Origin of the sequence: Ampullimonas aquatilis (genome assembly GCF_049675895.1) — a bacterium.
Lineage (GTDB): Bacteria > Pseudomonadota > Gammaproteobacteria > Burkholderiales > Burkholderiaceae_D > Ampullimonas > Ampullimonas aquatilis.
Genome location: NZ_CP183834.1, coordinates 2,372,914 through 2,393,822, shown reverse-complemented (window position 1 = coordinate 2,393,822; position 20,909 = coordinate 2,372,914). Strand labels below are relative to the sequence as shown.

The following is a 20,909-nucleotide window of genomic DNA, read 5'->3' as shown; positions in this document are numbered from 1 at the left end:
GAATTTTCTAGCTTATCAATAAAGGTTTGTTTGGCTTGTAACAATCGTAGGTATCTGACTAAGCCTCTCAGCATATCCTCAGCCATTGGGCCAGCAAATGGCATAGTAAAGTTGAGTTGATTGACATGCCAAAGTTTCCTCCAAATTGCATTCCATTAAGAGTGAATGATCACGCATGCTATGTAAGAATATTTAAATGGATATTAGATTTTTGATCAATGGATCAACGATAGATTGATTACGTTTGCATAATCACTGACTCTCTTGAGTAGCATATATTGCATTTATTCTGCCATCGAAATCTACTTCGAAAGTAATTTTTGACTTACTTAAAACATCATCATATCGGTAGAAAATTGCTCTATTACCTAGTTTGTGCACACTTTTTTTGAAGACTCGGTTATGTTGACGTACATACTGGTCTTCTATACCTTTATCAAAATTTCAATTTATTCCATATATTTTTTCTATTTCTTCGAAAGTCGGGCTTTCTACATCTTTTGAATAAATATTAATGATTATGTTGGTGGAAAAAGGTTTGGATTGTGCTTGCCAAATATTAATGTTCATACCCTTTAACTTATCAACAGCAATAAAGCTGACTGATGTTTTTTCTAGGTTATTTTCTGGCATTCGCTCTATATTCCCTGCTCCAAACATTTTTTTAAGATTTTCATCTTCAAGAAAAGAAGAATTCATTAATAAATGTTGTGTTATTGAAGAATTGATGTTTTTTAATACATCAACTAAATTTGATGGCGTGTCTATCGCCTTAAGCCTCATTAAATGGTATATCCCCATTAGTGACCAATTCTGTTTCAGACAAATTACTATTTGTCTTTGAATTGTGGTCAACAATGGTTGTGCATGCTGTTGTAGTCCAAAGAAATAATACACAAAGTAACTGCTGAATTACGCGACCACTAGTAACTGGGATATCCAAGATAAATATCATCTTCATACCTTTCTCATTACACAAGTCTCTATCTATTCCCTATAAATTTTGATTAGGCTTATAGAACATAATTTCTAACAAGTTTATAGTCGACCAAAAAATCTGATGTTAGTGTTGAAATTTGTCTTAATCTAAACTTCTTTTTTAATAAAATCATAGGTTTATGAGTTAGCTTTCAAACTAACTATGAACTTGAAATGCATTTAAGTCGGAACTTTTATCGGCTTTGTTCATTTAACTTTGGACTGTGTTTTCCCAAGTCGTTTCCTAATTAAATTCTGGACTTTGCAGACTAATTTTCGTGACAAATAGTGTTTTTGACAGGCTATGGCGTGCTAATATCGCAAATTGCATCAAGCTTGGCAAGTGCTGTGGCCAAAACAGTTTCATGGTTGCCGCCCCAAGGGTGCGGGCTAGCTGGCGGTCACGCCAATAGAATGATTTCGGCTGAAATGCCAATACATATCCCATTTCTTGGTTTGGCCCCTGAACGATGACCGCGAATGGATTATCCTGATTGCGCTCATCTTGCGTCATTGGAAAGCCAATCACAATGCCAGTACACGCATTAAATGCCTTGGGTGACGAGACCAATATCGGAAACCTGTTGGTCATTACTTTCCCTACTTGTGAGCTTTGTTGGATGTAAATGATTTCCGCTTTCTCAGGGCACCATTCAATCTGCTTTCCTTTCGCCATCAGAGAATTTCCTTACCGATGGGTGTCAACGCCATCACTTCGCCACCATGCCGCTTGGGATCAAACGTAGCAAGCATAGCAGCGAGAGATGGGACATCTTCTGCTGTCTCGATAATAATTCGTCCAGGCTGGGCAGTTAACCGTACACATGTGCCTACTTTTACACCTGCGGCTTGTGCTACGTGAGTCATCATGATTCACTCAATTAATGATGTGTATGCATGGTATCGACACCGGATTTGTGTGTCAACAGTGTGTCTACGAAGATTTTGAGTGAATTTGGGATCAGAAACCAAAGTGAAGTTGGTACGCATTTGATTACCTTAGACTGCAAGAATAACTAAGAATCGCTATTGAAGTGGCTAAGATTTACTGATCATTAAAGCTTCGGTTTCTATAAATAAACCTAATCAATCTATTACGTTATGGTTATATAACTTTGCATTGTCTAATGCTAAGCGTGTGGTTGTAGCGAAATGATCGTGAAGAAGAAGACAAGCTTTTTCAGCATCGCGCTTAAGAGCTGCATCAACAATTTGTTGGTGCTCTTTTGTTACATCTCGAAAGTTTGATTTTTCTGCTCGTAATGATAACTGTCTATATCTAGAGGTTTGTTCGCGAAGCAATGCAGATAGCTTCTGCAGCCAGTTAGAAGTTGAACCTGCCAATAAAGCATCGTGTAAGGCGCAATGTGCTTTTTCCCATTCAGGATTTAGAATTTCTACCGGCTCTTTGAGTAACATTGGGATCCGGCTAAGTCTATGATTAGCTGACATTAATTCGGTTTCCCAATTGACATCTCCATGCTTAATGGAGTCTCGTAACGCATCTGCTTCCAGACGTTGACGCACATTAGTTATGTCGCTAAGTTCGGCTTCAGAAATACCGGCTACCCGAAATCCTCGTTGATCTTCGACGTCAACAAATCCACTCATAGCTAGTCTAGAAAGAGCTTCCCTAAGTGGAATGGTTCCAACCGCATAACGTTCTGATAATTCGCGCAGTTTTAGTTTCGAATCTGGTGGAAAAACTCCTGCAATGATGTCTTGTCTCAAGGCGTCTGTGATGATAGATGCCTGAGTTCTAGCGACTAAATCACTGTTGCGACGTCGGCTGGTTATGAAGCTCGAACTATTCATGGTCAATGTCTATAGCCTTATAAGAATCGCACAAATGACTGCAGTCATTTTAGGCGAACTATCTACAAAATTCTATATAAGTAAAAAAAGTATTTATTAAAAATAATTTATACGAAAGTTGCTTTTATATATATTTTGTCGTATTGTACTGACCACGTGAGCAGCCTCTGTTTTATTGAGTCGTAAGAACTTTAAATGAGAGGGCGGGTAAGAGCCCTTATGGTTGCTCTCTAGGTGACGAGCCGCTTGGCGTGTTCGTCAAATCGAATTGCGCAATAGCGCGAACGTGGTCACCTAAATAAGAGGCAGATTTAGGAGATGGGTAAAAAGAGGAGGGACAAATGAAAAATACAAATCGACGTCCAGCGTGCACGTCATTTCGAATTAAGACTGTCGCGTTGATCGTTGCATCACTTGTTTATGGGGTCAATGCTATGGCTTTTGATATTGCCACGGATAACACTGATCTAAAGGTGCGGTGGGATAACACCATTAAGTACAGTGCCGCATATCGCCTAAATAATCCGAGTGAAAAAGTGGCTGGAGGAGATGCCATGGTGCCTTCTTTTTTAGCTCCCGGCCGCCAGTTGGATGATGGAGATAGAAATTTCAAAAAGGGGATAGTATCAAATCGTCTTGACGTATTTTCAGAGTTAGATCTGACATACAAGAATATGGGCTTTAGGGTAAGCGGAGCTGCTTGGTTTGATGAAGCTTATAACCGAAGTAATGATAACCATTCGGATAGTGTGAACTCTACATCAGTACCTGCAGGTCAGTTTAATCGTGATACCCGAAATATGATGGGGCGAAAAATCGAAGTTCTTGATGCGTTTATTTTTTTAAGAAGTGATTCATCTTCAGAAACGCCATACTCGATACGGGCTGGTAGGCATACGGTGCTTTATGGCGAGAGCTTGTTTTTTGGTGCAAACGGGATAGCAAACGCACAGGCGCCAATTGACCTAATTAAGTTGCTGTCTGTTCCAGGATCGCAATTTAAAGAAATCATTCGCCCAGTTGGACAGGTTTCAACTCAAGTTCAAATTTCGTCTAATTTTTCTGTTGGTGCTTACTACCAGTATCAATGGGAAAAAAATAGGCTGCCTGCGTCAGGCTCTTTCCTGAGTGATGTTGATTTCGTAGGGGCTGGTGTAGAAAGCCTACTTCCAGGAACTCCAGTGGGAATGGTGAAGGTAGGGGATCTTAAACCGGATGCTCCACAAGGTGGTTTGCAGATGCGTTTCAAGCCTGACTCTGGTGATGTTGAATATGGAGTGTATCTAGCGCAATACAACGATAAGAATCCTCAAATTATGATGAATTTGGGTAACAACTTTAGAAATGTTTACCCAGAAAAAATCAAAACATTTGGTGCAAGTTTTAGTACGGTCATCGGTGAGGCAAATGTCTCTGGGGAGGCATCATATCGATGGAACGCACCTTTGGTTTCAGCGCCGCAAGTTGATATTGGTTTATTGGGTAATAGCTCTGGAAATCCAATCTATGCAATCGGAAAAACTGCTCATGCCCAATTGTCTGCTATTTATCTAATGAGTAAAAACTCATTATGGGATGGTGCAGAGTTGTTAGGTGAGTTTGCCTGGAATCGTACTTTAAGCATTGATAAAAATCCCTTGGCGGTAGATCCGAATGTGACGAGAGATGCAACCGCCTTTCGTATGATTTTTTCCCCACAATATTTTCAAGTCTTCTCGGGACTTGATTTATCAGTTCCTATCGGATTTGGATATAACCCAAGTGGTCGATCGTCCGCCGTTTTTAAGTTTAATGGAGGTGTCGAGCATGGAGGTGATTTTAGTATCGGCTTGAAGGGGCTATACCAAAAGAAATGGAAGATAGCAGTGAATTATACGCGTTACCTTGGTAAGGAAAACGCGTTCTTAACTCCCAATACTACCTCTATTCCAGGTTTGTATATGCAGACTGGTGCACAGTCTTTGCATGACCGAGATTTTGTTTCTTTCACGGTACAAACTACGTTTTAAATAGGAGACAAAAATGATAAGACGCACATTTTTAGCAACAGTAATTGCTACGCTTTATGCTATTTCAATTCCAAGTTTTGCCGGGGTGACTGTGGAGGAGGCGGCAACTCTTAAAACTACGTTAACTCCATTAGGTGGTGAAAAATCAGCTAACAAAGATGGTTCGATTCCGGCTTGGGATGGTGGTCTTAATAAACCTCTTGCAGGTTATCAACTTGGAGCACCGCGTCCAGACACTTTTTCATCAGAGAAGCCAATCTTACAGATTTCTGCCAAAAACCTAGATCAATATAAAGACAAGCTATCTGAAGGGGTGCAAGCCCTGATGAAAAAATATTCAAGTTTTCGTATTGACGTTTACCCAACACATCGTACGGCTTCGGCACCACAATGGGTGTATGACAATACCTTCGCAAATGCAACACGAGCTAAGTCTACTCAAGAAGGTAATAACATTGAAAATGCATTTGGAGGCATACCTTTCCCAATACCAAAAACTGGCGCAGAAGTAATGTGGAACCACTTATTGCGGTGGAAGGGTGAGTCAATTGAAATTCCTTTTCGCGTTTGGGTTGGAGCAGCAGATGGAACAAGGACGATGGCTGTAGAAGCAACTGATGATCATCAATTTCCCTATTATCAAAAAGATGGTGCACTAGAAAAATTTGGCGGAGAGTTTATGTATTTGCGCCAGGTACAAACAGATCCTCCATTCAAAGCAGGTGAGTCAATTTTATTAAGGGATCCAATTGATCAGGTAGGAAGAGGACGGCAAGCATGGCAGTACCTTACGGGTCAACGTCGAGTGCGGCGCGCTCCAACGATTGCATTTGATACTCCTGATTTTGTGGCATCTGGTCAAAACTATTTTGACGAAGTATTTATGTTTTTAGGATCCTTAGAGCGTTATGACTGGAAGATTCTTGGAAAAAAAGAAGTCTATGTTCCATACAACGATAATGCATTTCAGCTTGCTAAAACCGATGATGTATTCGTTCCACATCATTTAAATCCAGACAAAATGCGTTGGGAACTACATAGGGTCTGGGTGATTGAAGCGAACCTAGCTCAAGGCAAACGCCACGTAGTGCCTAAGAAACAATTCTATGTCGATGAAGATAGTTGGTCTGTCCTCCTTGTGGATGGATACGATTCGCAAGGGAAATTGTGGCGAACTCAACATGCTGTGCCATTTGTGGCTCCAGATATTCCAGCTGTAGTTTCTACGACGTTTACAGTATTTAATCTACAGGCAGGAACGTGGATGGTTAACAATCTTTATAACGATATGAGATCTCCATACAAGGTGGTGGCGCGTCGTCCAGAAGCATATTTCTCAGCAGATGCATTAGCTGGCGCGGGAATCCGTTAAGAAACTACGTAACGGTCTTTACGACTTTTTCCTTGTGTGTTTGTCGGGTTGGAGGGGGTACTTTCAACCCGTTCGGAGGAGTTTCATCATGAGTTTCGACATGAAGCAAAACATGTCGCGGGTATTCTATACGCTAATAATGGGTTTTTCGATAACAATATCAGCATTAGCTGAGCCTGATGTCTTAGACCGCCCAGCAATAATGCGTTCTTCAGAGCGTACGACGACTTCAGTACTTTTAGCCCTTGAAAAGGCTGGTAAGCGTTTGGTAGCAGTCGGTGAAAGAGGATTAATCCTATGGTCAGATGATGATGGTAAGAGTTGGCAGCAGGCGAAGGTTCCTGTTAGTGTCACTTTGACTAGCATATCTTTTGTCAATGACAAAGAGGGCTGGGTAACTGGACATAGCGGCATAGTGCTCCAAACGAAAGATGGTGGTCTAAGTTGGAATAAATTGCTCGACGGGAAGCGTGCAGCAGAGTTAGTGTTAGAAGAGGCAAAAAAATCAAATGCATCAAAAGCATTTGTTGCTGATGCTCAACGGTTGCTCTCTGACGGGCCGGACAAGCCCTTTCTCGATGTTCATTTTTTTGATTCAAATAATGGCCTCATAGTCGGCGCTTACGGATTAATTTTCTCAACCACCAATGGTGGAATCACTTGGAAGCCTCTCCAAGAGAAAATTGACAATCCTAAAGGTTTACACATTTATTCAATTCATGATGCCGGTGATGCAATTTACCTAGCTGGTGAGCAAGGTTCGATATTTGTGTCGAAAAATAATGAAGATGCTTACAAAGTTATAAATACTCCTTATCAGGGAACTTATTTTGGAGTTCTGGCAGCGGGTGAAAACTTAATTGCCTTCGGTATGCGCGGAAATGCGTATTGGTCAAGCGATAAAGGTTTGTCATGGCAAAAGTGTGATAGTCCAGTGACAAATACGCTTACAGCAGGTGTGCGCATGAGTGATGGGCACGTCGTACTAGTAGATGATGGTGGCAACGTTCTAATCAGCAAGGATAGTGGAAAACATTTCACAAAGTCCGAGTTACCTAAAGTAACCCCTTTAAGTGCAGCGATAGAAACCACCAATGGACAATTACTTTTTGCCGGAGTGCGTGGTATTAATAAAGCATCACAAAATCAAACTGATTTGGATAATAAAAAATGAGTCACGATTCTTCATTGGGCGAACACCCTGTAATCCACAATATTAAAGACTTCGATTGTCGATCTGGAAGCTTAATGGAGCGAGCTTTCTTCAATAATCGTTTAATTGTAATGGCGATATGCATTTTGTTGACTTTGGTATTGGGATATCAAGCATTCGGTATTAGGCTTAATGCTAGTTTTGACAAAATGATTCCGGCCAAAAATCCTTACATTCTAAATTTCTTTGAGAATCGCCAAGATCTAGCGGGTCTTGGTAATAGTGTTCGTATTGCTGTTGAGGCTGCAGGTGATTCAATTTACGATGCCAAATATTTAGATACCTTACGTCGCCTCAATGATGAATTATTTTTAATGCCAGGCGTTGATCGTCCATATATGAAGTCATTATGGACACCTGCTACACGATGGGTCGGCGTTACTGAGGAAGGACTAGATGGTGGACCGGTCATTCCAGAAAACTATGATGGTAATTCAGCTAGTCTAGAGCAAGTTAGAGAAAATATTGAACGTTCTGGTGAGATTGGGCAATTAGTTGCGAGTAACTATAAGTCGACCATCATTCTTGTACCGCTAAATGAGGCTAGTAGTGATAGTACACGTCTTGATTACCATGAATTTTCAAACCAACTTGAGCAGTTGCGCGTTAAATACGAAGCCGAAGGAGTCCATATACATATAACAGGTTTCTCAAAGATAGTCGGCGATTTAATTGATGGATTGAAACAGGTTCTTATTTTTTTTGCACTTGCAATAGTCATTTGTACTGTGGTGCTCTATTGGTATACACGTTGTCTTCGTAGTACTGCCCTAGTAGTAACTTGTTCACTGATTGCTGTGATCTGGTTGCTTGGTATATTGCCCACATTAGGTTATGAACTTGATCCGTATTCAATTTTAGTACCATTTCTTGTTTTTGCTATTGGCATGAGCCATGGTGCTCAGAAGATGAATGGTGTGATGCAGGATATTGGACGAGGCACACACAAATTAGTCGCGGCGCGTTATACCTTCCGACGATTATTCTTGGCAGGAGTTACTGCACTTCTTGCAGATGCAGTTGGTTTTGCTGTACTTATGGTGATCGATATTCCTGTGATCAAAGATCTTGCCATTACCGCTAGCATGGGAGTAGCTGGATTAATATTTACGAATCTGATACTGCTCCCGATTGTTCTCTCCTATACAGGCGTTAGTTCAAGTGCTGCTAAACGCAGCCTAAAGGAAGGAGCGGTGGATGAACGAGATGTAGCTCACAAGAAGCACCCATTTTGGGAATTTCTAGATTTGTTTACTCACCGAAAATGGGCAACTGTTGCCGTCCTAGTCTCGGTGATTCTCGGTGTACTTGGATTTATAGTTAGTCTTCAATTAAAAGTTGGAGATCTTGATCCTGGGGCTCCGGAGTTACGATCTGATTCTCGTTACAACCGTGACAACGCATTTATGTCAGCTAATTATGCCGCTAGTAGTGATGTGTTTGTTGTTATGGTTAAAACACCTGAGTTTCAATGTGTCAAATATCAGACTTTAAGTCAGGTTGATGTTCTTGAATCTGAATTACAGCAGCTACAAGGAGTTGAGTCGACTAATTCATTCTCTGCTTTGAGCAAGAGAGCAGCAGCTGGTATGAATGAAGGTAGTATGAAATGGTACGAATTGCCACGAACTCAAGACATGCTTAACGCAATCGCAACACGAGCACCACGTGAGTTGTTCAATCAAAAGTGTAATTTGTTGACTATTTATGTATTTCTAAAGGATCACAAGGCAGATACCCTAGATCAAGTGGTCAAGGTAGTAGAAGATTTCGCTAAACGAAACAACACTGAAGAAGTGAAATTTCTCAATGCGGCAGGTAATTCAGGTATCGAGGCGGCCACAAATATTGTAGTGAAAAAAGCAAATGTTGAAATGCTAATTTTTGTCTATGCTGCCGTAATCGTACTTGCATTCATTACTTTTCGTTCTTGGCAGGCCGTTGTCTGTGCTGTTCTCCCTTTGTTACTTACCTCAATCCTGTGTGAAGCATTAATGGTTTTCTTGGGAATTGGCGTCAAAGTAGCAACTTTGCCAGTAATTGCGCTTGGAGTCGGAATCGGCGTCGATTATGCTTTATACATCCTTACCGTTACCTTAGCTAGATTGCGAGACGGTATGAGTTTGTCAGATGCCTATTACAAAGCATTGTTATTTACAGGTAAGGTTGTAGCACTTACTGGTATGACTCTTGGCATTGCTGTTGCGACCTGGGTATTTTCTCCAATCAAGTTTCAGGCTGACATGGGTATTTTGCTTGGTTTCATGTTTATTTGGAATATGTTGGGCGCAGGTATTTTACTACCTGCCTTAGGGCATTTTCTCCTCAAGTCTTCAAAGTAGTAGTTAAGTTTCAAATCATTATTAATTCACATATTCTAAGAGGGAAACATTATGAAACTGGTTACTTTTACGCATGCAGGCCGCACACGTATTGGTAGGGTTGATGGAAATATGATTGTCGATTTTTCAGTTGCTCAGAAGCTTATTCCGATGGATATGTTGAGTTTCTTGAAATTGGGAGGTGTTGCAATGACTATGGCTCGCGAAGCCAAGTCTTCCATAGAAGCTTTGATTCCTTTGTCAGAAGTCAAACTTGAAGCACCGATACCTAATCCATCTAAATATTTGGCGATTGGTATGAACTACCGTGATCATGTAGAAGAATCTGCGCGTAAGGGAATCAAGACACCTGAAACTCAAATATGGTTTAACAAGCAGGTTTCATGCATCACAGGGCCATTTGATTCTATAGAGATGCCGCGAATTTCTGAAATGCTTGACTACGAAGTTGAACTTTGTGTTGTGATTGGAAAAATCTGCAAGAACGTCGCATGGGAAGATGCACATTCAGTCATTGCTGGCTATATGGTGGCCAATGACGTAAGTGTTCGTGATGTGCAGTGGGCTAGTCCAACCTGGACATTAGGCAAATCCTTTGACACTCATGGTCCTGTAGGGCCTTGGTTGGTGACTACTGATGAAATTCCAGACCCTCACAATTTACATATTCTTTTGACCGTAAATGGTGAAGAACGTCAAAATAATACTACCAGCCTGATGGTCTACAACATTTATCAACAGATAGCACACTTGACACAGATCATGACTCTGCAACCTGGTGACTTAATCGCCACGGGTACTCCAATGGGTGTTGCTGCTGGGATGAGTACTCCAAAATATCTGAAGGTTGGAGATGTCATTCGTGCAGAGATTGAAGGTATCGGTGTGATCGAAAACAAGGTAATTGAGAAAAAACTCTAACTTTGAAGGCTATATGTAGCAATTTCACATTAACCCCGATTTGAGAGTCCTACTTAAATACTAGGAGATATGTTATGAAAAAAATTGAAAGCGATTGGGCAAAATCTGGTATCCATTCCATTAATCATTTTGTTCTGGCGTTACCAGACTTGGCTGAGGCAGAAAAATTTATGCTCGCCTTTGGTCTTCGAGTTGATAGAAAGGATGACGAGCTACATGTTCGAGCAAGCGCTAGTGAGCATGTTTGGCTTAAAGCTGTGGAAGGTTCGAAAAAATCATTTGAGTACCTTAGCGTAGGGTGCTTTGACGTAGATTTTGATCAAATATGTAAGCAGGTGATTGAAGCAGGAGGGATAGAAGCCGCTCCTCATATCGCAGGAAGTTCCAATGGATTTTGGTTTCGCGATCCAGATGGGACGTTACTTCAGTTGCAAATAGCGGCAAAAATGATGCCTGATAGTAAAGCAGAAATGGAGAATGGAAGCGTGGCTGCAGGAATTCAAGGTGCGGCTTTTCGCTCGTCTATGCAGAAGATAAGTCCGACTAGGCTTGCTCATATGCTTCTGTTCACACCTGATGTAAAGCGTGCGATAGTTTTTTACGAAAAAGGACTTGGTGTCAAAGTTGCAGATAGTTCCCAAGATATCGTGGCATTCACTTATGCGCGCCATGGTTGCGATCATCATTTGATTGCTTTTTTAAAGAGTAATGGGCGAGGTATCCATCATAGTTCTTGGGATATTCCAGGTTTAGAAAAGTTAGGCGTAGGCTCAGCTCAAATGCGAAAGGCTGGTTATACCCACCAGTGGGGGGTAGGTCGTCACGTACTTGGTTCTAACTATTTTGATTACATTCAAGATTCTTTCGGAAAGTGGTGGGAATACAGCTGTCATATTGACTATATCCCTTCGGGATTCCATTGGGAGGGTGGCGACCATGATCCAGAAAACTCACTTTATTTGTGGGGCCCAGATCTTCCATCTGATTTTGTTGATAACAATGAAGTCTAAGTATTGATGTTTTTACTGCTGTACTGATGTGGATATCTACCGATACCGATTCACCTAAGCTAGGTTCGAAGATTGTATTAGTAGAAAGCAATTCACAAAACAGTACATAGGAGACAATAAATGAAACAAACCATGCTCAAAGTCATTCTGTTTGGTTTGACACACATCATTCGCAAATCGATAAAGAATTATCCATTAGTAAGCAAGCATGTGAAGGGCCGTAGATGTATTGCCCAAATTAAATTGAAGGATGACAGCATTGGACGCTATTACGTTATCGAGAATTGCCAAATAAGCTCTCATGCTGGGATTCATTCAGCTCCCGATGTGACAATGCGTTTCAACGATCTACGTACGGCTCTGCTATTTCTCAAACTTGGAGTTAGCCAAGCAGAGGTTATTCATGCGGCGAAAAATTTTCGGGTGTTAGTGTTAGGTCCAGATGAGACCGTAGTTTGGTTCATGCAACTGCTTAACATGACTCAATCGGGTGGTTGGGAATTTGGTAAGAAAATGAATGATGGCATTATTCGCTACACCACAAACACCAATGGTGGCCCACTTTTCGTTTACGTTAAAAATGACAAGATCGTGCGTATGACTCCAATTGACCTCGATGATACGGATGCTCCAAGCTGGACTATCACTGCGCGTGGAAAGAAATTTACGCCAATTCGTCGTGGCATGATTAATCCACATGCCATGTGTCTTAAGTCACTGGTGTACTCAGAAAAACGCATACTGTATCCGATGAGGCGGGTTGATTTCGATCCTAATGGAGACCGTAATATACAGAATCGAGGAAAGTCAGAATATGTACGTATCAGCTGGGATGAAGCGCTGGATATTGTTGCCAAAGAAATTTCCCGCCAGAAGAAAGTTCATGGTCCAGGTGCAATGGCATTATTTAGTGGCTCACATCATCAGTGGGGAAACGTTGGTTATTACCTTTCCGCTATGTTGCGGTTCGGAAATTTAATTGGCTTTACTCGTGTTCATCCTAATCCAGATAGTTGGGAGGGATGGTATTGGGGGGCTCAGCATCATTTTGGAAATTCATTAAGGGTTGGACTTCCTGGTTTCTCAGGATTGGTTGAAGATTGTTTGAAAGAGGCCGAGCAAATTATATTTTGGTCAAGTGATCCTGAGACGACCAATGGATATGCCAGTGGTCTTGAAGGTACGCAGCGTCGTTTCTGGGCCAAGGAACTTGGCATTAACTTTATTCATATTGATCCACATTTAAATCCAACAGCTCAGTTATACGGTGGACGTTGGATTCCAATTAAACCAACCACGGATCCAGCTTTGGCACTTGCCATCATGTATGTTTGGATCAAGGAAGGGCTATATGATAAGGAGTATGTCTCAGTACGCACTACGGGTTTTGATGCATGGAAAGCCTATGTTATGGGAGAAGAAGATGGAATCCCGAAGACTCCTGAGTGGCAGGAACCTGAGACCGGAGTACCTGCCAAGGATGTTCGTGCATTGGCAAGAAGCTGGGGAAGGAAAAAGACTTACTTAGCAGCAGGCGGTCTTGGTACTGGGTTTGGTGGGGCTTGTCGATCAGCTACAGGATCACAATGGGCGCGCCATATGATTTTGTTAATGGCCATGCAAGGCTTAGGCAAACCTGGAATAAATTTTGGCAACCTACAAGCTGGAACACCACTTGATCATGCTTTCTGGTTTCCCGGTTATGCAGAAGGCGGTATTTCTGGAGAGCTCAACTTTACAGCTGGTGCGGTCAATACTTACTGTCGTATGCCTCACGTTTTGACTATGAATCCAGTCAAACAAATGATTCCTAGGCAGCGATTACCTGACGCTATTGTTAACGGTTACGCTAAAGGTTACCTATGGGATGGGTCTTCCCTTGAAGCCCAGTTTGCCCCCTATGAGTATCCAATGCCCGGTTATTCTAAGGTACATATGTTATATCGTTATGGTGCCTCCTCCTTTGGAACAGTTGCAAACTCCGACCGATTTGTTGAGATGTATCGCCATGAATCTTTGGAGTGCGTAGTTAACCAGTCTATTTGGTTTGAGGGAGAAGCCCAGTTTGCCGATGTTATCTTGCCTGCATGTACATCTTTCGAGCGAGTAGATATTAGCGACTGGGGTAATTCAGGGGGCTACATTCATCACAATACTGACCAGATTAATCACCGTATGGTTATCTTTCAGCATAAATGTATTGATCCGCTTGGTGAGTCTAAGTCCGATTATCAAATTTTCCTCAGTATTCTTAATCGTCTTGGACTGGGAGCAATGTTCTCTGAAGGATGCAGTGAAGTAGATTGGTGTAAGCGAATGTTTGAAGCTTCTGATCTAGTTAACTACACTAGTTGGAAGGAGTTTATCAAGAAGGGCTATTTTGTCATTCCTGCTGAGCCAGAGAAGACCCGTGATCCTGCTTATTTTCGTTGGTTTGCAGAAGGACGACACAAAGATGTGCCAGAACCCATTCCCTTGCCCTCACAATGGTCCGGAGAGTTCGGAAAAGGATTACAGACACAATCTGGAAAAATTGAATTTGTTTCTAACTCTATTCAACGGGGAGATCCAAATAATCCAGAACGTCCCGCTTTAAATCGATATATCCATTCATGGGAGGGGCCTCATACATCTGAACTAATCAGCAAATACCCGTTGCAGATGGTATCTACTCACTCGCGTTACAGTTTCCATACTTATGGTGATGGCAAGGACTCCACGATTAATGATATCGAAGATCATCGTATTTTGGTCGATGGCTATTATTACTGGGTAATGCGTATGAATCCAGAGGATGCACGCCTACGTAGTTTAAAGCAACACGAATTGATTCGTGTATTCAATGATAGAGGCAGCGTTATCTGTGCGGTAGACATTTCTCCTTTGACGGCTAAAGGGGTAGTAAAGAGTTTTGAGTCAAGCGCTGAGTATGACATTTTCCTTGATCCTCGTTTTGGTCGAGTCGATCGTGGAGGTTGTGTTAATACACTCACACCACGTAGACCACAAGTTAAGAATACTGACGGGATGGGTTCAAATTCTTGTCTTGTAAATATAGAGCGCTGGATTCCATACAGTGAAGAAATAGTAGCTGCGTGATCATAATAATTTAGGAGATATCACAATGAACAAATGGAATTTAATTATTGATGTAGCTCGTTGCGAAAATTGTCATAACTGTACACTTGCCTTAAAAGATGAATTTGAGAGTAACGAATTTCCTGGATATTCAATGCCGCAGCCAAGACACGGTCATCAGTGGATTCGTATAGAGCGCAAAGTACGTGGAGAAAAAATTATGGTTGATGCTGCATACCTACCAAGTATGTGCAATCACTGTGATAACGCTCCTTGTGTCGCCAAATCTAATAGTGCCATAAATAAAAGAGATGACGGTATTGTAATTATTGATCCAATTAAAGCTAAAGGGCGTAAAGATCTAATTGATACTTGTCCTTACGGCAATATTTGGTGGAATGAAGACCACCAAGTTCCACAATCATGGTTCTTTGATGCCCATCTACTTGACCAGGGCTGGAGCGAGCCACGCTGTTCGCAGTCCTGTCCAACTGGCGCATTAAAGGCATTAAAAATCAGTGATGATGAAATGAATGAGATTGTGAAAAATGACGGCTTAGAAGTACTGAGGCCAGAATTTGATACCAAACCGCGTATCTATTATAAAAATCTACATCGCTTTGATAAGTGTTTCATTGGAGGGTCCGTAGTTGCACAATTGTGTGGTGTGGAAGAATGTATTTCAGGAGCTATCGTGATCTTAAGTCATGAAGATAAGGAGGTCGAACGTCTAGTTACTGATGATTTCGGTGATTTTAAGTTCGACAACATAACTCCGGGCAGTGGGAACTATGTCATTGAAATTCAACACTCAGATTTTGGCAAAGCTAGGCTTATCGGAGAGGTGTATGAAGAAAGTCTTTATCTTGGCGATGTTTGCTTATCCTGATGGTTGGAGTGGAAAAGATCATGCGGATTTGGATGATATTGCAAGCCTTAGTTGCAGGAGCAATTTTGCCAGTTCAAGCAGCCATTAATGGGCAGCTTAGAACTTATTTAATAAGTCCAATTTTGACCAGCCTAGCGTCATTTTTAACTGGCACTTTTTTTCTCGCGGTCCTGCATTTCAGCATTTCTCCATGTTTACCTACTGTAGAGGTTTTAAGTGGCCCTAGATACTGGATGTGGTTTGGCGGCTCCTTGGGGGTTATTTTTGTACTTACCACTATTACGGTAACTCCCGAGCTTGGAGCTGGAACCACAATGGCTCTAATCATAACAGGGCAATTAGGTATGGCTCTGTTTTTAGATCAAAGTGGATTAATTGGAATGCAGATTAGAGAGCTAGTTCCATTACGTATTGCTGGGGCGGTGCTCTTAATGGCTGGTGCGTTGTTGATAAGCAATAATTAATTACGTAGAGCAGATCTCTAATAAATATTTTTTGAAAGAGCAAATGAAAAATTTTTACTTATTTTTCAAAGGAGGATTGGCAACATTTCTTGTTGTAAGTCTTTCTTTATTTGCATGCATTTCAGTGAAGCCAGAATTATTAATGGGATGGGTAACACTATTTCTCGTTTCCATGGTTCCAACACAAATGATCATTAGTCTTCTATGGCGTTGTGAGTACCCGCAATTTATTGCAGTTCTTCAACAGCCGGTACGTGGGCTTATGTTTATTTTATTCACATTAATTGCTGGTTGTATTATTGGATTTGGCGCATTAAAATTTATTGGTGGCAACATCTCGCCTCCTACGCCCTTCGTCAACATGTACTTGATTTTTACGGTACCAATAGCCTTGTGGCTGATCATTCCTTTTCAAGCATGGCCATTAAAACTGATTTTTAAAAATCAGGGAACTCTTGGGATTGCGCTTATGGTATCGACGTACGTACTAGCTTACCTACTCTTTCAGATTCTTTTTAGCTTCGGATTTTTGAGTGAGGCACCATTTTATCGAAAGATGCTTGATCCAGACGGTTTGTACATGGCTTGGAACCCTCTGGCCTTGAGTATTGCAACCGTGGCTATTGTTCTTATTTTTGTGCTTCTTGATTTCTGGCCAATCACGGCTTTATCAAAAGTTTTTCCGTCCATAACCAAACAACCTTTGTTTGGAATAGCAAATTTACTTTTAACAGCCTTGACAGTATTCCTAATGTGGTTTTGTTTTGTTGTGTGGGGGGGTATGGATGTAGTGACATTTCAGACCGAAGTCTGTGTCTCTTTAATTTTTGGATTGTTTATAGTATTGATTATGTTTGAAGGGTTGCCAGTTATGAATTTATTTCAACCCTTCCGCGGGTTAATAATGACAGCTATAGCTTGCGTTATCGCAAAAGGCATGCTTAATTTATACCAAGCTGTTTTGCTAAATAACTTTCTTTTGGCTAGTGGTCGGCCAACATACTCTATGGAGATTTGGTTGGCTTCAAGTATGTTGGCAGTTACCTTTCCAACCATGGTTATGTATGCAAATTATCTTCAATTTTGGCCTCTATCTACAAGTAACTTAAAAATAGAATAAGACTTACAGAATACAAAAAATGTAATTTAAATGGATTTTATTTAGCACTAATTTTCTGTACAGAATTTCCATAAAATTATTAGTTTATAAGACTTTTATGGCTAATTATTTATGTTGTTAATTTGAATTTAGAAATAATACATAGTCCGGTTTCTAACGGTCTCCATCGATTCACTATTACTCCTATTTCAGCCATCGAATGTCTTCTCCATATTCCGGCTGGAATTTAGTGAATCGGGCTTTATTGGCCCGCAGTGCGGGCCATTTTTTTATAGATAATTTTAAATTATTGAATTGAAATTCAATATTATTACTTTCATGAAATAGATAATTGATTTGCAAAGCAAATTGAGTATTTATTTATATGATTTCTTCTTATTCTAAGAACAGTGAAAGTGGTTTCAATAAATAATTACTATATGTGAAGGAGTTCTAGTGTTAACTATTAAAAGAAAAATACTTTTATTTGTTATGACCTCTCTAACGAGTTTGGTATTGTTGTCGGTATTCGGTATTCGGTATTCGGTATTCGGTTTGAGGTCAGAAATCAGTGCTTTGATGCAAGATAAAAAATAAAAACACAAGAACTTGTTGAGAGTGCTTGCGGAGTACCAGAACATTTTATCAATTAGAGAAAACAAGTATGATGACTGATACGCAAGCTAGAGAGGCGGTATTTAATGTAATACGTAGCCTGCGATATGGTGAGGCAGGTTATTTCTGGATGAATGACATACAACTTCGCATGCTCGTTTATCCGGCTTCACCAGATCTAGAAGGAAAATCACTTGATGAAATAAAGGACGCATCGGGTAAGTATCTATTCAAAGAGGTTGTACTAGTTGCAAAGAATCAAGGTGCAGGTTTCGTCAATTACTTTTGGTCTAAACCAGGGGAAAGTCAGCCAATTGCAAAAACTTCATATGTAAAGTTGTTTGAGCCATGGGGTATTGTGATTGGTTTAGGTACATACAATGATGAGGTGCAAAAAATATTTTCTGCGAAGGCGCTTAAATTAGGTGTTGTGATTGTGGTTTCTCTGTTGATACTAGGAGGGCTTGCAATATTTATGGCTAGGGGAATTTTGATTCCTTTGAGGAAATTTGAAAGTACGCTAAATGAGGTTCAAAGTGGAAATAATTTGACGCTTCGTGTTGATGAATTGAAACATGACGAAGTTGGAAGAACAGCGGAAGCTTTTAATCAAATGGTTGGTTCCTTTCAAAAAACTGTACAGGCTGTACTGGAGGGCGCCAATCAAATTTCTAGTGCAGCTGAGTCGCTTTCAACAATGTCAGAGAAGATGGATCAGCGAGCTAGATCCCAGACTAATGCTGTCTCTTTAATGTTGTCTGCCATCGTTAAACTAGGAAGCAGTATATCTGCAATTTCTGATAATGCTGAAGAGGCACATCGAGTAGCACTTTTAACGGAGAAAAGTGCGATAAGCGGTAGTCATATAGTCGCTGAAACACTTACTGAAATGAACAAGATTTCTGAGGCAGTTCATCAGTCAGAAAAAGTAGTTGCTCAATTAGGTGAAGACTCTGGAAGAATTTCCACAATATTGAATACGATCAAGGAAATTGCCGAGCAGACTAATTTATTGGCATTAAATGCAGCTATTGAAGCTGCGCGCGCAGGAGAGCATGGTCGAGGCTTTGCTGTAGTTGCTGATGATGTAAGACGTCTTGCTGAGCGGACAGCGATGTCAACGGACGAAATCGGTAACATGATCTACAGTATCCAGGACGGTGTTAGAAATGTTGTTTCAAGTATGGAGTTGGCAACACAATGTGCAGCTCAAGGGGTAGTTATGACCTCCTCATCAGGGAAGTCAATTCAGGAGATCAGGAATCTAGCTCAAGAGTCAGGTGCAGCGATTGGTTTAATTTCTGAGACTTTATTAGGGCAGCGTGCTACCAACGAGTTAGTTTCAGAGAATACATTCTCGAATGTCGATGATGAGTAAAGAAAATAGCGAAAGCGCACACTTGGTAGCCTCAACCGCCAAAAAATTAGCTGCAATGTCACAACAGCTTCAAGTTGCGGTAGCTCGATTTCGTACTTGAATTTTTATAAAAAGTACTCGATGGAAAAAACGAAATTTATTACTAAATGAGTGATATTAAAAAATTACAAACAGAAATTACTTTAATTCTAAAAAGAATAAATTCTTAGTCTTGGATATGAGTTGGAAACTTTCAGGAATCTTGTAATTATATTATCGAAAAATATATTGAAAGGTTGGGATCAACTAATGTCTATTGAGGATGAAGTTCATGGCGAAAATTTTCGTTACATTCAAGGTTTAAAGATTCTTGATACATTAGATCCAACAGCTAAGGCTGCTTTTGATGCACTGTTTGCAGATGTGGCGCCTGATATGTCGCGTTTAATCGTCGATATTCCATTTGGCAAAATATATTCTCGCCAGGGTTTAACATTGAGAGAAAGGCAACTTGTAAGTATTGCAGCACTAACTGTGCTTGGTACTGCACCTCATCAACTAGCTATTCATATACGTGGAGGACTCAATGTCGGTTGTCAAATTGAGGAGATTGTTGAGATTATGATCCAGATGACTATCTACGCTGGTTTTCCTGCTGCAATTAATGGGCTAAAAGTCGCTCGCGATATTTTTGAGGAAAGAAATTCAAAATGTGTCGCTTCTAAATCTAGTATCCCGGAATAATAATGAATGAGCTAATCGACAAATATGGACGAAAAATAAATTATGTTCGTCTATCTATAACTGATCGATGTGATTTTCGTTGTAGTTACTGCATGTCAGAAAATATAAAATTTCTTCCTAAGCAAGACGTTATGACTCTAGATGAGTGTTTTCGTATTGCTAGAATTTTCGTTGAATTGGGGATTAAGAAATTGCGCATTACCGGAGGAGAACCACTTGTACGTCAGAATGTTATGTGGCTAATTGAGCAACTTAGTCGGTTGAGTCGCCTTGATTCAATAGTTCTCACCACTAACGGTTCAAAACTAGAGCAATTTGCAAAGCCACTTCGTTATGCCGGTGTCGAACGAATTAACATTAGCCTTGACTCTTTAATATCGGATCGATTTAGAAAAATTACCCGGATAGGTGATTTAGGTAAAGTCATGAAAGGAATCGAAGCTGTTAAAGCAGCAGGTTTCAACTATACAAAAATAAATACAGTAATGTTGCGAGGTATTAATGACGACGAGTTCGTTAATCTTGTGAATTTTTCTTTGAAAAACGAACTAGATATTTCTTTCATTGAGCAAATGCCACTAGGAGAGTTAGCTAATCGTAAGGGGACTTTTATCTCGTCTGATGAGGCACGAACGATAATTTCAAAATCTTTCGATTTGCTTCCAACGTTAGAGTCATCAGGTGGACCTGCGAAATATTGGCGAATTCCAGGCATGAAGACGCGTATTGGTTTTATTTCGCCACATAGTAACAATTTCTGCAATTCATGTAACCGCATCCGGATTACTGCTAAGGGAGATTTGTATCCGTGCCTAGGTCACAACGACTCAATATCTTTGCTTTCAATTATGCGGAATGGAGGAAATGACGAAGATATACGCAAAGTTATTGTTGAATGTATGGGCATTAAACCACATAGTCATGATTTCTCCAGCCAAATGGAAGTCCCTCAAGTCCTACGTTACATGTCAATGACTGGTGGCTAATTAGATTTTTATACGCA

17 protein-coding genes are annotated in these 20,909 nt (G+C 40.6%); 13 read left to right on the top strand and 4 right to left on the bottom strand.

Going from position 1 to position 20,909, the window contains the following annotated elements; genetic code table 11:
* Nucleotides 1–444: 444 nt before the first annotated feature.
* The 4 genes from ACMYR3_RS11095 to ACMYR3_RS11080 all read right to left on the bottom strand — a co-directional run bounded on the left by ACMYR3_RS11095 (nt 445) and on the right by ACMYR3_RS11080 (nt 2,793).
* The gene (locus ACMYR3_RS11095) at nt 445–897 is read right to left on the bottom strand and encodes a hypothetical protein (RefSeq protein ID WP_424192016.1); all 453 of its coding nucleotides are present in this window, start codon (nt 895–897) and stop codon (nt 445–447) included.
* Nucleotides 898–1,222: 325 nt separating this feature from the next.
* Complete coding sequence (locus ACMYR3_RS11090; RefSeq protein ID WP_424192015.1) at nt 1,223–1,654, bottom strand: type II toxin-antitoxin system PemK/MazF family toxin; 432 nt, start codon at nt 1,652–1,654, stop codon at nt 1,223–1,225.
* Complete coding sequence (locus tag ACMYR3_RS11085; RefSeq protein ID WP_424192014.1) at nt 1,654–1,848, bottom strand: hypothetical protein; 195 nt, start codon at nt 1,846–1,848, stop codon at nt 1,654–1,656. Before ACMYR3_RS11085 ends, ACMYR3_RS11090 begins: the two co-directional genes overlap by 1 nt.
* Before the next feature lie 216 nt (nt 1,849–2,064).
* On the bottom strand, nt 2,065–2,793 hold the full coding sequence (locus ACMYR3_RS11080; RefSeq protein WP_424192013.1) for a GntR family transcriptional regulator: 729 nt from the start codon (nt 2,791–2,793) through the stop codon (nt 2,065–2,067).
* 341 nt (nt 2,794–3,134) lie between these two features.
* Between ACMYR3_RS11080 and ACMYR3_RS11075 the strand changes: the two genes are divergently transcribed.
* From ACMYR3_RS11075 to moaA, 13 genes are all read left to right on the top strand, one after another.
* The gene (locus ACMYR3_RS11075) at nt 3,135–4,802 is read left to right on the top strand and encodes a DUF1302 domain-containing protein (RefSeq protein WP_424192012.1); all 1,668 of its coding nucleotides are present in this window, start codon (nt 3,135–3,137) and stop codon (nt 4,800–4,802) included.
* Nucleotides 4,803–4,815: 13 nt separating this feature from the next.
* Nucleotides 4,816–6,174, top strand: a complete 1,359-nt coding sequence (locus ACMYR3_RS11070) for a DUF1329 domain-containing protein (RefSeq protein WP_424192011.1) — start codon at nt 4,816–4,818, stop codon at nt 6,172–6,174.
* A gap of 88 nt (nt 6,175–6,262) precedes the next feature.
* Nucleotides 6,263–7,348: a WD40/YVTN/BNR-like repeat-containing protein gene (locus tag ACMYR3_RS11065; RefSeq protein WP_424192010.1), complete on the top strand. Its 1,086-nt coding sequence runs from the start codon at nt 6,263–6,265 to the stop codon at nt 7,346–7,348.
* Nucleotides 7,345–9,729, top strand: a complete 2,385-nt coding sequence (locus tag ACMYR3_RS11060) for an efflux RND transporter permease subunit (protein ID WP_424192009.1) — start codon at nt 7,345–7,347, stop codon at nt 9,727–9,729. Before ACMYR3_RS11065 ends, ACMYR3_RS11060 begins: the two co-directional genes overlap by 4 nt.
* Nucleotides 9,730–9,780: 51 nt before the next feature.
* Nucleotides 9,781–10,650: a fumarylacetoacetate hydrolase family protein gene (locus ACMYR3_RS11055; RefSeq protein ID WP_424192008.1), complete on the top strand. Its 870-nt coding sequence runs from the start codon at nt 9,781–9,783 to the stop codon at nt 10,648–10,650.
* A gap of 74 nt (nt 10,651–10,724) precedes the next feature.
* Nucleotides 10,725–11,660, top strand: coding sequence for a VOC family protein (locus ACMYR3_RS11050; RefSeq protein WP_424192007.1), 936 nt, complete (start codon nt 10,725–10,727; stop codon nt 11,658–11,660).
* 120 nt (nt 11,661–11,780) lie between these two features.
* On the top strand, nt 11,781–14,759 hold the full coding sequence (locus ACMYR3_RS11045; protein ID WP_424192006.1) for a molybdopterin-dependent oxidoreductase: 2,979 nt from the start codon (nt 11,781–11,783) through the stop codon (nt 14,757–14,759).
* A gap of 25 nt (nt 14,760–14,784) precedes the next feature.
* Nucleotides 14,785–15,627: a 4Fe-4S dicluster domain-containing protein gene (locus ACMYR3_RS11040; protein ID WP_424192005.1), complete on the top strand. Its 843-nt coding sequence runs from the start codon at nt 14,785–14,787 to the stop codon at nt 15,625–15,627.
* Nucleotides 15,628–15,647: 20 nt separating this feature from the next.
* Entirely contained in the window at nt 15,648–16,091 is a 444-nt protein-coding gene (locus ACMYR3_RS11035; protein WP_424192004.1) for a DMT family transporter, read from the top strand.
* A gap of 43 nt (nt 16,092–16,134) precedes the next feature.
* Nucleotides 16,135–17,211 (top strand): hypothetical protein, encoded by a 1,077-nt coding sequence (locus tag ACMYR3_RS11030; protein WP_424192003.1) that lies wholly within the window; start codon nt 16,135–16,137, stop codon nt 17,209–17,211.
* Nucleotides 17,212–17,812: 601 nt separating this feature from the next.
* Nucleotides 17,813–19,183: a methyl-accepting chemotaxis protein gene (locus ACMYR3_RS11025; protein ID WP_424192002.1), complete on the top strand. Its 1,371-nt coding sequence runs from the start codon at nt 17,813–17,815 to the stop codon at nt 19,181–19,183.
* Between the two features lie 288 nt (nt 19,184–19,471).
* Nucleotides 19,472–19,906, top strand: coding sequence for a carboxymuconolactone decarboxylase family protein (locus tag ACMYR3_RS11020; protein ID WP_424192001.1), 435 nt, complete (start codon nt 19,472–19,474; stop codon nt 19,904–19,906).
* 2 nt (nt 19,907–19,908) lie between these two features.
* Nucleotides 19,909–20,892, top strand: a complete 984-nt coding sequence (gene moaA, locus ACMYR3_RS11015; RefSeq protein ID WP_424192000.1) for a GTP 3',8-cyclase MoaA — start codon at nt 19,909–19,911, stop codon at nt 20,890–20,892.
* The last annotated feature ends 17 nt before the right edge of the window (nt 20,893–20,909 follow it).